Below are 13674 nucleotides of genomic sequence, written 5' to 3' on the forward strand. Positions count from 1 at the left end.
GGCACGGAATACGGCGCAGGGGCGCCCGGCATGATGCCGGGCGCCCCTGCGCGTCTCCTACTCCTCGTCACCCGGCTTGACCGGGTCGAACGGGTCGCCGTCGGTCGGCGGTGTCGTCCCCGGGGTCGTCGGCGGGGTGAAGGTCGGCGGTGACGTCGACGGGGTCGGCGGCGGCGAGCTGCTCGGCTCCTCCGTCGTCGGCGGCGGGGACGACGACGGCTCCTCGGTCGTCGGCTCCTGGGTGGGCTCCTCGGTCTCCGACTGCGTGGGCGTCGGCGTCCACGTGGGCTGGACGGCCGCGCCCTGCTGGGTGTCCAGGTCGAACTTGCTGATGTCGCCCATGACGCCGAAGGTGTACGCCGCCCAGATCCGCGCCGGGAAGCCACCGCCGTCGACGCGGGGCTTGCCGGCCGCCTTGTACATCGCGACCTGCGCGTGGGTCTTGGCGTCCTCGCCGAACAGGCCCACCGAGGTGACCAGGTTCGGCGTGTAGCCGGTGAACCAGGCCGACTTGTTGTTGTCGGACGTACCCGTCTTGCCCGCCACCTGCTGGCCATCGCGGGCCGGATTGTCGCGCACGGACTCCTGGGCGGTGCCGTCGTCGACCACGCCGGTCAGCACCGAGGTCACCGAGTCGGCGGCCTCGGGGCTGATGACCTGGTCGCCGACCGGGTCGGGCATGGTGACCGTCTGGTTCAGGTGCTCCGCCGACTTCACGAGGGACGGGGTGACCTTCTTGCCGTGGTTGTCGAGGGTCGCGTAGACCCCGGCCATCTGCAGGGGGCTCGCGCCCATGCTGCCCAGGGTCTGGGCGGGCACGGCCTCCATGTTCTCGGTGTCCATGCCGAGCTTGCCGGCGACCTTCACCACCTCGGACATGCCGACGTCGACGCCCATCTGTGCGAAGACGGAGTTGACGGACTTGTTCATCGCCGTCTGGACGCTGATGGGCCCGTAGTTCCGGTCGTCCTCGTTCTCGGGCGCGAAGCCGACCTTGCTGCCGTCCTCCACGACCTGGCGCTTGCTCGTGCCGTCGTAGACCGTGTTCGCGGCGATCGGGTCGCCGTCCTGCGTCTTCGCCTGCTCCTCCAGGGCGGCGGCCAGGATGACCGGCTTGAAGGTAGAGGCCGGCTGGTAGTCGGCGCGGGTGGCGTTGTTCATGTAGTGCTTGAAGTAGTCCGTGCCGCCGTACATCGCGACCACTGCGCCCGTCTTCGGGTTCACGGACGCGGCACCGGCCTGGACATCCCCGTCGACCTTGCGCTTGTCCGGGTCGAGCTTGGTGTTCAGCTGCTGCTGGACGGACTTCTCCAGCGCGGCCTGCTTCTTCTTGTCGATGTTCAGCGTGATGGTCCAGCCGCCGGCGTTGACCATCGCCTCGGCTTCCTTGGTGCTGCCGGCCGTTCCCTCGGCGACGAGCTGCTTCTCCAGGGTCGCGTTGGCCGAGTTGACCAGATAGCCCTTCTGGCCCTCCATGCCGGGGGCGGGCCTGGGCTCCTTCGGCACCGGGAACTTCATGCGGTCACGCTCGGACTGGCTCAGCCAGCCCTCCTCGACCATGTTCTTCAGGACGTAGTTCCAGCGGGCCTTCACCCGCTCCTTGCCGTTCTCCGAGGCGACGGCCCAGTCGTACTGGCTCGGGGCCTGGAGGAGCGCGGCGAGGTAGGCGCCCTGCGCGACCGAGAGGTCCTCGGCGTCGGTGCGGTAGTAGGCCTGGGCGGCGGCCTGGATGCCGTAGGCGTTGCGGCCGTAGTAACTGGTGTTGATGTAGCCGGCGAGGATGTAGTCCTTGGACTTCTCCCGGTCCAGCTTCAGCGAGATGACCAGTTCCTTCAGCTTGCGCGAGACGGTCTGTTCCTGCGTCAGGTAGTAGTTCTTGACGTACTGCTGGGTGATCGTCGAACCGCCCTGCGCGCCACGGCCGGAGAGCGTGTTGACCACGCCGCGCGCGGTGCCCTTGAGGTCGACGCCGGCGTCCTTGTAGAAGGTCTTGTTCTCGGCCGCGACGAAGGTCTGCCGGACTTGCTTGGGGACCCTGGACAGGTCGACGACCTCGCGGTTGACCTTGCCGTCGCGGGCCATGATCGAGCCGTCGCTGTACTTGTAGATGTTGCTCTGCCGCTTGGCGTCGGCGTTCCCCTCGGGGATGTCGATCACCATGTACAGCACGATGAAGGCACCCATGCCGAGCAGGCACAGGCCGAAGAAGGTGCCGAGGAGCTTCTTCCAGGTGAAGAGCCTGCGTATGCCGCCCTTCCCGGCCGCGGCCGACGAACGGTGGCTCTTGGGTGCCGCCCGGCGCCCACCGCACTGTCGGGCGCGTCTCTCTTCCGCTCGTCCCATGGGTCCGATCCGCTCCGCTTCGTTCATGTGTGCTCACGCGTCACACAGGTTCGCCGCTCAGGTCAGCTCAGAAAGCTAACACCGGGAGATAAGAGATAGGGCTGCCGATCCGGCCCTTTGCGGACGTGACAATCAGCACCCATCCCAACGGAACCGACGTTCAAGACACCCAAAGGGTTGCCAGGACGCGATAAAGTGATATCACTTAGATAGACGGACGCTATGCAGGATGGCTCCGCGGAGAGAACGGGGGATTCACTCATGTCCACACATGACGCGCAGGTCACCGCCGACGTACCCGAGATGCCGGCCCCACGCGTACGGGAGTTCACCGCCCACAGCATCGGCGGCGGACTCGCCCTGCTCCTCGGCCTGCTCGGACTGCTGGCCGGTGCCGGGCTGATCGCGGCCGCCACGGCGGTGGACGGGACCGGCGCGAAGGCCGGCCTGATCATCGGCGGCATCCTGGTCGCGCTCGCGGCGTTCCTGGCCATGTGCGGGCTGAACATGGTGGCCCCCGGCGAGGCCCGTGTCGTCCAGCTCTTCGGCCGCTACCGGGGGACGATCCGGGAGGACGGCCTGCGCTGGGTGAACCCGCTCACCTCACGCACCAAGATCTCGACGCGGGTCCGCAACCACGAGACCGCCGTCCTGAAGGTCAACGACGCCTACGGCAACCCGATCGAGCTCGCCGCGGTCGTGGTGTGGCGGGTCGAGGACACCGCCCAGGCCACCTTCGAGGTGGACGACTACATCGAGTTCGTCTCCACCCAGACCGAGGCGGCCGTGCGGCACATCGCCATCGAGTACCCCTACGACGCGCACGAGGAGGACGGCCTCTCGCTGCGCGGCAACGCCGAGGAGATCACCGAGAAGCTCGCCGTCGAACTGCACGCGCGCGTGGAGGCGGCCGGGGTGCAGATCATCGAGTCGCGCTTCACGCACCTCGCGTACGCCCCCGAGATCGCCTCGGCGATGCTCCAGCGGCAGCAGGCCGGAGCGGTCGTCGCGGCCCGGCGGCAGATCGTGGACGGGGCGGTGGGCATGGTCGAGGCCGCGATCGCCCGGATCACCGAGCGGGACATCGTGGAGCTGGACTCCGAGCGGAAGGCGGCCATGGTCTCCAACCTCATGGTGGTGCTGTGCGGGGACCGCGCCGCCCAGCCGGTCCTCAACACCGGGTCCCTCTACCAGTGACCGTGCCGCCCGAGGGTCCGGGCCCTCAGCGCCGGCCGCAGCAGCAGCGCAAGCAGGTGCTGCTGCGGCTGGACCCGGCGGTGTACGAGGCGCTGGCGCGGTGGGCCGGGGACGAGCTGCGGTCGGCGAACGCCCAGATCGAGTTCCTGCTGCGGAAGGCGCTGGCCGAGGCGGGGCGCCTGCCGCGGGAGACCGGGCCCATCCCCCGGCGCGGGCGGCCGCCCGGGGGCTCCGCCCCCGAACCCCCCTCGACCTGAACGGCCTCCTCGATCGTGGACGGGCCGGGAGTTGCAGAACTGTGACAACCCGGCCCGACCTGCGCACCCGTACCACCCGCCACGTGCTGCACACCCGGCGTATACATGCGGCGTATACACGGTGTGTAGAGTCCTTGGCATGTCCATCGGTCACACCCTTCTGGGGCTCCTGGAGTCCGGCCCGCGCCACGGTTACGACCTGAAGCGGGCCTTCGACGAGAAGTTCGGTCACGACCGGCCTCTCCACTACGGCCAGGTCTACTCGACGATGTCCCGGCTGCTGAAGAACGGGCTCGTCGAGGTCGACGGCATCGAGGCGGGCGACGGGCCCGAGCGCAAGCGGTACGCGATCACCGAGGCCGGCATCACCGACGTCGAACGCTGGCTCGCCACGCCGGAGAAGCCGGAGCCGTACCTCCAGTCGACCCTCTACACCAAGGTCGTCCTCGCGCTGCTCACCCACCGCGACGCCGCCGACATCCTCGACACCCAGCGCTCCGAGCATCTGCGCAGCATGCGGATCCTCACCGACCGCAAGCGCAAGGGCGACCTGGCCGACCAGCTCATCTGCGACCACGCCCTGTTCCACCTGGAGGCCGACCTGCGCTGGCTGGAACTGACCGCGGCGCGTCTGGACAAGCTCCGTGAGGCGGTGGCCCGATGACCATCCCCGCTGGTTCACTGCTCACCGCGCAGGACCTGCGCAAGGCGTACGGCCCGACCACCGCGCTCGACGGCGCCGAGTTCTCCATCCACCCCGGCGAGGTCGTCGCCATCATGGGCCCCTCCGGGTCCGGCAAGTCCACGCTGCTGCACTGCCTCGCCGGAATCGTGCCGCCCGACTCCGGGTCGATCACGTACCACGGGCGCGAGGTGACCTCGATGAGCGACGCCGAGCGCAGTGCGCTCCGGCGCTCCGATTTCGGGTTCGTCTTCCAGTTCGGCCAGCTGGTGCCCGAGCTGACCTGTGTGGAGAACGTCGCGCTCCCGCTGCGTCTGAACGGGTCGCCCCGCAAGGAGGCCGAGCGGACCGCGCTGGCCTGGATGGAGCGTCTCGAGGTCGACGAGCTGCGCAAGAAGCGGCCCGGCGAGGTGTCCGGCGGTCAGGGACAGCGCGTCGCCGTCGCCCGCTCGCTGGTGACGAACCCGCGGGTGATCTTCGCCGACGAGCCGACCGGCGCGCTCGACTCGCTCAACGGCGAACGCGTGATGGAACTGCTCACCGAAGCAGCCCGGTCCACCAACGCGGCCGTGGTGCTCGTCACGCACGAGGCCCGGGTCGCCGCCTACTCCGACCGCGAGATCGTCGTACGGGACGGGAAGTCCCGGGACATGGAGCGCGTCGTATGAGCGCACGGCAGTGGAGCCGGGACCTGGCGATGGGCACCCGGTACGCCTTCGCCGGCGGACGCGAGGGCTGGACCCGGGCGCTGCTCACGGCCGTCGGCGTCGGGCTCGGCGTGGCGCTGCTGCTGCTCACCACCGCCATCCCGAACGCGCTGGCGGAGCGGGACCGGCGCGAGGAGGCGCGCAGCGACCACACCTTCAGCCAGCAGAAGATACCGAAGGCCGACAACACCCTGGTCGTCCTGGACACGGACACCACCTTCCGCGATCTGGACGTCCGCGGGCGTCTGCTGGAGCCGGAGGGTCCGAAGGCCCCGCTGCCGCCGGGCGTCTCGGAGTTTCCCGCGGCGGGCGAGATGGTCGTCTCCCCCGCGCTGAAGGAGCTGCTCGCCTCCGGTGAGGGGAAGCTGCTGCGGGACCGGCTGGACTACCGGGTCACGGGCACCATCGGCGAGCAGGGGCTCGTCGGCTCCCAGGAACTCGCCTACTTCGCGGGCGGCAAGGGGCTCGCGGACCAGCTCGAGCACACCAGCGGGGCCCGGATCGAAAGCTTCGGCAACCGGGACCTGAGGTCGTCCGACCCCTGGGACCCGGTACTGCTCCTGCTGGTCCTGGTCGTCTTCGTGGTGCTGCTGATGCCGGTCGCCGTGTTCATCGCCGCGGCCGTGCGGTTCGGCGGCGAGCGGCGCGACCGCAGGCTCGCGGCACTGCGGCTGGTCGGCTCCGACAGCCGGATGACGCGGCGGATCGCCGCAGGCGAGGCGCTGGCCGGATCGGTGCTGGGACTCGTCCTCGGCACCGGGTTCTTCCTGCTCGGGCGGCAGCTGGCAGCCTCCGCCGAGGTGTTCCACGTCAGTGTGTTCCCGAGCTATCTGAACCCCTCTCCCCTGCTGGCCGCGCTGGTCGCGGTGGCGGTGCCGACGGCCGCCGTGCTGGTGACCCTCTTCGCCCTGCGCGGGGTGGTCATCGAGCCGCTCGGCGTGGTGCGCACGGCCAAGCCGGCGCGCCGCCGGCTGTGGTGGCGGCTGCTGCTGCCGGTGGGCGGGCTCGCGATGCTCCTGCCCATGGTCGGGCAGGGCCGCGACGGCGGATCCTTCAACCAGTACCTCGTCGTCGGCGGAGTCGTCCTGCTGCTGGTCGGCGTCACGGCCCTGCTGCCCTGGATCGTGGAGACGGTCGTCGCCCGGCTCGGCTCCGGCGGGATCGCCTGGCAACTGGCCGTGCGCAGGCTGCAGTTGAGTAGCGGCACGGCGGCCCGCATGGTCAACGGCATCGCGGTGGCCGTGGCGGGCGCGATCGCCCTGCAGATGCTGTTCGCCGGAGTGGAGGGCAGCTACACCCAGCAGTCGCGGTACGACGTCTCCCGGGCCCAGATGCAGGTGCAGGCGCCGCGGGATGCCGAGCTCGCCACAGCGGCCGGGGAGTTCCGCGACACCGAGGGGGTGCGGAAAGTCACCGCGCTGAACGAGGGCTATCTCGCCGGTCAGCGTGGCGACGACGGGGACGCCTACGTCCAGATCACCGTCGCCGACTGCGCCTCGCTGCGCGAGGTGGCCACACTGCCGTCCTGCCGCGACGGTGAGGTCTTCGCCCTCAAGGGCGGGGAGTTCGACTCGGACACCGCCCGGCTGGCCAAGCCCGGCAGAACCCTGTGGGCCGACCCCGGGGACACCACCCGGTCCGGCGACCGCTGGACCTCCTGGACCGTGCCGAAGGACATCCGTCAGGTCCAGGCCCGTGAGGACCCCACCGGGTACCGGCGCAGCGGCATCCTCATCACGCCCGGCGCGCTGCCCGAGAACCTCGGGTCTTTCGCCTCGGGGCAGCTCTACCTGAGCCTCGACAGCTCCGTGCCGGACGCGCAGGAGTACGTGCGCAACACGGCCGCGCGTCTCGACCCGGTCTCCCAGCCCATGACCTGGCAGAGCATCGAGAGCAACGAGCGCTACGCCACCATCCGCACCGGCCTGTCCGTCGGCGCCGCGGCCGTGCTGGCGCTGATCGGGGCGAGCCTGCTGGTCTCCCAGCTGGAGCAGTTGCGCGAACGCCGCAAGCTGCTGTCGTCGCTGGTCGCCTTCGGCACCCGGCGCCGCACCCTCAGCCTGTCGGTGCTGTGGCAGACGGCGATCCCGATCGGTCTCGGCCTGCTGCTCGCCGCGACGGTGGGCATGGCCCTGGGCGCGGTCCTGCTGCGGATGACGGACACCTCCATCCGCGTGGACTGGCCGAGCGTGCTGTCGATGACCGGCATCGGCGCGGGGGTCGTCCTGGTGGTGACCCTGCTGAGCCTGCCGCCGCTGTGGAAGCTGATGCGGCCGGACGGTCTGCGGACCGAGTAGGTCCGCGTACGGGCCGCTGTCCGTACGGGCCGGTCAGGCGTCCTCGCCGACCACCCGTACGGACAGCGGCCGCAGTGCCTGGCGCAGGGCCGCCGCCAGTTCCTCGTACTCGGCGCCGCGCGCCGCCCCCGCCCGCATCGCCAGGGCGATCCGGCGGGTGGGGGCCGGGTCGGCGAAGTACCCGGTGAGGAGCTGGTCGCTGCGGGAGGTCTCGACCGTGAGGGCGGTGCGCGGCAGCAGCGTGACACCGAGCCCGCCGGCGACGAGCTGCACCAGTGTGGACAGCCCGGCGGCGGTCGTGGTGACCGGCACATCGTCGCGGCCGGCCTCCCGGCAGATGTCGAGGGCCTGGTCGCGCAGGCAGTGCCCCTCGTCCAGCAGCAGCAGGTTCAGCTCGCGCAGCGCCTCCCGCGGAATGCCCTCGCGCCCGCCGAGCCAGTGGTCGAGCGGGGTGACGAGCACGAAGTCCTCGTCGAAGAGCGGCAGTTCGCTCACGCCCGGGACGCCGAGCGGCACCGCGAGCAGCAGCAGGTCGAGCCGCCCGCTGGTGAGACCGTCGAGCAGGCTGGTGGTCTGCTCCTCGTGCACCTGGAGGTCGAGGTGCGGATACCGTTCGTGGACGAGCCTGAGGACCGTGGGCAGCAGATAGGGCGCCACCGTCGGAATCACCCCGAGCCGCAGCACCCCGGTGAACGGGGCCCGCGCCGCCTCGGCCTCCTCCAGCAGAGCGCCCACCTCGCCCAGCACCGCCTTGGCCCGTACGGCGATCCGCTCGCCCTCGGGCGAGAGCAGCACCTTGCGCGTCGTACGCTCCAGGAGCGTCACTCCGAGTGTCTCCTCCAGCGCCGAGACGGCACCCGAGAGAGCGGGCTGGCTCATGCCGATCGCCCCGGCGGCGTCCCGGAAGTGCAGATGCTCGGCCACGGCCGCGAAGGCACGCAGCTGGGCGAGGCTGGGCTGCCTGCGCTTATTACCCACAGTCACTGATAACTACCTCCGATCAACCCGACCGAGTGTAGCTATTTCCGTAATCAATCGAGGCTGTGCCAACATCAACACAGTCCAACCCATGGGAAACACCCGCAATCCGGGTGTTTCTTCGCTGCAAGGAGAGTGTGTGCTCACCGTCGGTGACAAGTTCCCCGAGTTCGACCTGACCGCCTGCGTCTCGCTGGAGAAGGGCGCGGAGTTCGAGCAGATCAACCACAAGACCTACGAGGGTCAGTGGAAGGTCGTCTTCGCCTGGCCCAAGGACTTCACCTTCGTGTGCCCGACCGAGATCGCCGCCTTCGGCAAGCTGAACGAGGAGTTCGCCGACCGCGACGCGCAGGTCCTCGGCTTCTCCGGCGACTCCGAGTTCGTTCACCACGCCTGGCGCAAGGACCACGACGACCTGCGTGACCTGCCCTTCCCGATGATGGCCGACTCCAAGCACGAGCTCATGCGGGACCTCGGCATCGAGGGCGAGGACGGCTTCGCCAAGCGCGCGGTGTTCATCGTGGACCAGAACAACGAGATCCAGTTCTCGATGGTGACCGCGGGTTCGGTCGGCCGTAACCCGAAGGAGGTCCTGCGGGTCCTCGACGCCCTGCAGACCGACGAGCTGTGCCCCTGCAACTGGAGCAAGGGCGACGAGACGCTCGACCCCGTCGCGCTGCTGTCCGGGGAGTGATCTGAGATGTCCCTCGACAACCTGAAGTCCGCGATACCGGACTACGCCAAGGACCTGAAGCTCAACCTGGGCTCGGTCATCGGCAACTCCGACCTGCCGGCCCAGCAGTTGTGGGGCACGGTGCTGGCCACGGCCATCGCCTCGCGCTCCCCGATCGTGCTGCGCGAGCTGGAGCCTGAGGCGAAGGCGAACCTGTCGCCGGAGGCCTACACGGCGGCGAAGGCCGCGGCCGCGGTGATGGCGATGAACAACGTCTTCTACCGCACGCGTCACCTGCTCTCGGACCACGAGTACGGCACCCTGCGCGCGGGCCTGCGGATGAACGTCATCGGCAACCCGGGCGTCGACAAGGTCGACTTCGAGCTCTGGTCCTTCGCGGTCTCCGCCATCAACGGCTGCGGCATGTGCCTCGACTCGCACGAGCAGGTCCTGCGCAAGGCCGGCATCGACCGCGACGTCATCCAGGAGTCCTTCAAGATCGCGTCCGTGATCCAGGCGGTCGGCGTGACGCTGGACGCCGAGGCGGTCCTGGCGGAGTAACTCCCCGCCGCGAGCGATGAACCTCGGGCAATGAACTGCAGGGCCCCGTCCCCTGGGCATGGTGGACGGGGCCCTGTTCTCGCTCTTCCGGCTTGGCTACTCCGTCGGCGGGGCCGGGGCCGGGGCAGGCGGCTCGGCGCTCACCGCCGTGGCACCCCGCGGCCGTACCGAATGCCGTAGCGCCGACTCCCGTGAATACGACCGCAGATAGCCGGCCACCGTGTTCGTCACCGCGACCAGCGGCACGGCGACCACCGCACCGCCGATCCCGGCCACCATCCCCCCGCACGCGACGGACAGCACCACCGCGAGCGGATGCACCCGCACCGCCCGCCCGAGGATGAACGGCTGCAGGATGTGGCCCTCGATCTGCTGCACCGCGAGCACCACCGCCAGCGTCATGACCGCCGTGAACACCCCCTGGGTGACCAGCGCGACCACCACGGCCAGCGCCCCGGACACCACGGCGCCCACCAGCGGGATGAACGCGAACAGGAAGATGAACACCGCCAGCGGCACGGCCATCGGCACATCGAGGAAGTAGATCCCCAGGCCGATGAAGATCGCGTCGATCAGCGCGACGATCACCGTGCCCCGCACATACGCCGTCAGCGTCCGCCACGCCGCCGGCCCGGCCCCGGCCACTCCCGGCCGCGCCGCCGCCGGAACCAGCTTCAGCGTCCACTCCCAGATCCGCTTGCCGTCGTAGAGCAGGAACAGGGTGGAGAAGACCGCCAGCAGGATCCCGGTCAGCGCCTCGACGACGACCGTCACGCCCTCCAGGCCCGCCGAGGTTATCTGGTCGGTGTTCGCGCCGACCGCCTCACGCAGGTTCTTGGCGATCTCGTTGATCTGCTTGTCCGTGACGTGGAAGGGGCTGTTCAGCAGCCAGTTCCGCAACTCGTCGATGCCGTCCTGGATCTGGCCCGAGAGGTCGTCGATGTTCTCCATGACCTGCCAGGTCACGAACCAGCCGATCAGTCCCATGATGACGAAGCCGAGGATCGCGGTCAGCGCGGTGGCCGGCCCGCGCGGCACTCCGAGCCGCCGCAGCCTGCCCACGGTCGGATGGAGCAGCGCGGTGATCAGCAGCGCGCTCACGAACGCCAGCACCACCAGCTGGACGGCGCTGATGACCCGCATCAGCACCCACAGGCTGGCCGCGAGGATGAGCAGCCGCCAGGCGGCCTCCGCCGCGACCCGCACCCCCCACGGCACGGCCAGCGCGGGATCGGGGCGGGCGGGAACGTCGGGCGCGTAGTCCGGGGGCGGCGGCACGTACTCGTCGGCCGCCGTGCGGGACTCGGCTTCGCCGCGCTCCCGTTCGGCCTCGGCGCGGCGCTCGTTCCACTGCTCGCTCATCTCGGTCAGTCCGGCGCCGAGCCGGCCGAGCCACCCTGGCACTCGCGACATGATCCGACCGTACATGGCGCGAGCCCCACACCGAACGACGGTGTGGGGCTCACGCTGAGGATGACAGCGGCCCGAAGGCCGGGTGGCTCAGTACCAGTTGTTGGCCTGCCAGAACGACCAGGCGTCACACGGGCTGCCGTAGCGGTCGTTCATGTAGCCGAGGCCCCACTTGATCTGGGTGGCCGGGTTGGTCCGCCAGTCGGCGCCGGCGGAGGACATCTTGGTGCCGGGCAGTGCCTGGAACATGCCGTAGGCGCCGGAGGAGGGGTTGACCGCCTTGTAGTTCCAGTCGGACTCGTGGTCCACGATGTTGCTGAAGCACTGGAACTGACCGGAGGGCACGATCTGCCGCGCCATCGCCTGGATCTGCGCGATCGAGTAGGAGCTCGCGACGGGGATGTCGGAGATGTCCTTGGAACGGCTGGCGGCCTTCTTGGCCTCCGCGCGCTCCTTGGCCTCCTTCGCCGCCTTCTCGGCGGCCTCCTTCTTCGCGATCGCCGTCTCGGCGGCAGCCTTGCGGGCGGCCTCCTCGGCGTCCTTCTTCGCGCTCACATCGGCGGCGATGGCCTGCACGTCGGCCTGCTGCGTCAGCGAGGCGGTCTGCACCTGGGCCTGCTGGCCCGAGGGGATGTCCGCGAGCAACGTGGTGCCGTTTGCCGTCGCTTCGGCGTCGTTGTTCTGCGCGGTGCTGCCCGAGGCAACGCCGACGACGCTTCCAACAGCGGTGACCGCCGTGGCCGAAGCCACTGCGAATCCCCGGACCGAGATCCGGCTCACACGGTTTCCTTCCAGCATCGCCCGCTTCGGTGACCCTCGCGGACGCAATCGTGCCCTTGACACTGGCCTCCCCAACTAACGGGTCACGGGAGGCGCGGGCCCGGTGGGCAACTCCCTCGGGAGGGAGTGCCGCGTGGTGCGCGGGCGGCATACGACAACGCTATGCAGTTGATGCTGATGCTTTTGTGGTGCCGTACCGCTGGGGGTACAGGTGTGTCGTATGCGGGGCCTGACAGGAGTGAGACTCTGCCGTAACACGGCGGGGCAAGGCAATTCTGTGTGCCGTGTGAAAGCTCACATCCCGTTTGACCCAGGGGATTCACGGAAACCGTCACGCGCGAAGGCGCCGCCCGGCTAGGCTCTTCGCCTTTCCGGACGGCGCCAACTACTGCGTAACCACCACCGCTTGGGGCAGGGCGGTCAGATCTGCCCGTCTTCGAGCATTTCGGTCACAAGGGCAGCGATCTGGGACCTCTCGGACCGGTTCAGGGTCACGTGCGCGAAGAGCGGATGCCCCTTCAGCTTCTCGACGACGGCGACGACACCGTCGTACCGGCCGACCCTGAGGTTGTCCCGCTGGGCCACGTCATGGGTGAGAACCACCCGCGAATTGGCCCCGATCCGGGACAGAACGGTAAGAAGCACATTCCTTTCCAGTGACTGCGCCTCGTCCACGATCACGAACGCGTCGTGCAGCGAGCGGCCGCGGATATGGGTGAGCGGCAGGACCTCCAGCATCCCGCGCGCGGTGACCTCCTCGATGACCTCCCGGCTGGTGACCGCCGACAGCGTGTCGAAGACGGCCTGCGCCCAGGGGCTCATCTTCTCCGCCTCGGAGCCGGGCAGATAGCCGAGCTCCTGCCCTCCCACCGCGTACAGCGGACGGAAGACCATCACCTTCTGGTGCTGACGCCGCTCCAGCACGGCCTCCAGGCCCGCGCACAGCGCCAGTGCCGACTTTCCGGTGCCGGCCCGGCCGCCCATGGAGACGATCCCGACGTCCGGATCGAGCAGCAGATCGAGCGCGATGCGCTGCTCGGCGCTGCGGCCCTTGATGCCGAACGCCTCCCGATCCCCGCGTACGACACGGATGTTGCCCTCGGGCGTGACCCGGCCGAGCGCCTTGCCGCGCTCCGACTGGATGGTCAGGCCCGTGTGCACCGGGAGATCGGCGGCCTCGGGGACGTAGACGTGCCCCTCCTCGAAGAGGATGTCCACCTGCTCGCCGGGCAGGGTCAGTTCGGACATTCCGGTCCAGCCGGAGGAGTCCGTGATGGCGAGTTCCGCGCGGTACTCCTCGGCGAGGAGACCCACGGACGACGCCTTAATCCTGAGCGGGAGGTCCTTGGACACGACGGTGACGTCGAACCCCTCGGCCTGCAGGTTGCGGGCGACCGCGAGGATGCGGGAGTCGTTGTCCCCCAGGCGGTAGCCGCTGGGCAGCACGCTGGGGTCCGAGTGGTTGAGCTCGACACGGACGGTCCCGCCGAGGTCCCCGGTCGGGATGGGGGCGTCGAGGCGGCCGTAGCGCACCCGGTAGTCGTCGAGCAGGCGCAGGGCCTGCCGGGCGAAGTAGCCGAGTTCGGGATGGTTCCGCTTGGCCTCCAGTTCCGTCACCACGACGATGGGAAGCACGACCTCGTGCTCGTCGAAGCGGCTCAGGGCGTTCGGGTCGGCCAGCAGGACGCTGGTGTCGAGAACATAGGTGCGCCGGTCGGGCTTGTGGCGCTTTGTGCTGGTCACCACGGAAGGACGTACCCCCTCGGATGAGGTCGGGGAGCGACGGAGT

At 69.6% G+C, this 13674-nt stretch carries 12 protein-coding genes; 7 read left to right on the top strand and 5 right to left on the bottom strand.

Annotation, left to right across the window (positions count from 1 at the left end):
- Positions 1 to 57: 57 nt before the first annotated feature.
- The gene (locus ACZ58V_RS03410; RefSeq protein WP_471288088.1) at positions 58 to 2343 is read right to left on the bottom strand and encodes a transglycosylase domain-containing protein; all 2286 of its coding nucleotides are present in this window, start codon (positions 2341 to 2343) and stop codon (positions 58 to 60) included.
- Between the two features lie 261 nt (positions 2344 to 2604).
- Here ACZ58V_RS03410 and ACZ58V_RS03415 point away from each other — a divergent pair, with 261 nt between their 5' ends.
- The 5 genes from ACZ58V_RS03415 (at position 2605) to ACZ58V_RS03435 (ending at position 7483) form a co-directional block, all read left to right on the top strand.
- Positions 2605 to 3540 (top strand): SPFH domain-containing protein, encoded by a 936-nt coding sequence (locus ACZ58V_RS03415; protein ID WP_189723004.1) that lies wholly within the window; start codon positions 2605 to 2607, stop codon positions 3538 to 3540.
- A complete protein-coding gene (locus tag ACZ58V_RS03420; RefSeq protein WP_468187652.1) occupies positions 3537 to 3797 on the top strand; it encodes a type II toxin-antitoxin system antitoxin in 261 nt (86 codons plus the stop codon). Before ACZ58V_RS03415 ends, ACZ58V_RS03420 begins: the two co-directional genes overlap by 4 nt.
- A 139-nt stretch (positions 3798 to 3936) precedes the next feature.
- Positions 3937 to 4461: a PadR family transcriptional regulator gene (locus tag ACZ58V_RS03425; RefSeq protein WP_382831549.1), complete on the top strand. Its 525-nt coding sequence runs from the start codon at positions 3937 to 3939 to the stop codon at positions 4459 to 4461.
- Entirely contained in the window at positions 4458 to 5147 is a 690-nt protein-coding gene (locus tag ACZ58V_RS03430; RefSeq protein WP_471288089.1) for an ABC transporter ATP-binding protein, read from the top strand. The genes ACZ58V_RS03425 and ACZ58V_RS03430 overlap by 4 nt, the downstream gene beginning before the upstream one ends.
- Positions 5144 to 7483, top strand: a complete 2340-nt coding sequence (locus ACZ58V_RS03435) for an ABC transporter permease (protein WP_471288092.1) — start codon at positions 5144 to 5146, stop codon at positions 7481 to 7483. The genes ACZ58V_RS03430 and ACZ58V_RS03435 overlap by 4 nt, the downstream gene beginning before the upstream one ends.
- A 33-nt stretch (positions 7484 to 7516) precedes the next feature.
- Here the strand turns inward: ACZ58V_RS03435 and ACZ58V_RS03440 are convergent, their stop codons facing one another.
- Positions 7517 to 8461, bottom strand: a complete 945-nt coding sequence (locus tag ACZ58V_RS03440) for a LysR substrate-binding domain-containing protein (RefSeq protein WP_468188284.1) — start codon at positions 8459 to 8461, stop codon at positions 7517 to 7519.
- A 139-nt stretch (positions 8462 to 8600) separates the two neighbouring features.
- On the opposite strand from ACZ58V_RS03440, the gene ACZ58V_RS03445 reads away from it, so the two are divergent.
- A complete protein-coding gene (locus tag ACZ58V_RS03445) occupies positions 8601 to 9155 on the top strand; it encodes a peroxiredoxin (RefSeq protein ID WP_189722998.1) in 555 nt (184 codons plus the stop codon).
- 6 nt (positions 9156 to 9161) lie between these two features.
- Positions 9162 to 9695, top strand: a complete 534-nt coding sequence (locus ACZ58V_RS03450) for an alkyl hydroperoxide reductase (protein ID WP_215118847.1) — start codon at positions 9162 to 9164, stop codon at positions 9693 to 9695.
- Between the two features lie 96 nt (positions 9696 to 9791).
- On the opposite strand, the gene ACZ58V_RS03455 is transcribed toward ACZ58V_RS03450, so the two are convergent.
- The 3 genes from ACZ58V_RS03455 to ACZ58V_RS03465 form a co-directional block, all read right to left on the bottom strand.
- Positions 9792 to 11108, bottom strand: a complete 1317-nt coding sequence (locus ACZ58V_RS03455) for an AI-2E family transporter (protein WP_471288094.1) — start codon at positions 11106 to 11108, stop codon at positions 9792 to 9794.
- 87 nt (positions 11109 to 11195) lie between these two features.
- Positions 11196 to 11885 carry an aggregation-promoting factor C-terminal-like domain-containing protein gene (locus ACZ58V_RS03460; RefSeq protein WP_468187643.1) on the bottom strand — a complete coding sequence of 230 codons (690 nt, stop codon included), beginning with the start codon at positions 11883 to 11885 and terminating at the stop codon, positions 11196 to 11198.
- 420 nt (positions 11886 to 12305) lie between these two features.
- Entirely contained in the window at positions 12306 to 13631 is a 1326-nt protein-coding gene (locus tag ACZ58V_RS03465) for a PhoH family protein (RefSeq protein WP_468187641.1), read from the bottom strand.
- Positions 13632 to 13674: the final 43 nt, after the last annotated feature.

The sequence above is a fragment of the Streptomyces sp. NPDC040589 genome (genome assembly GCF_055594445.1).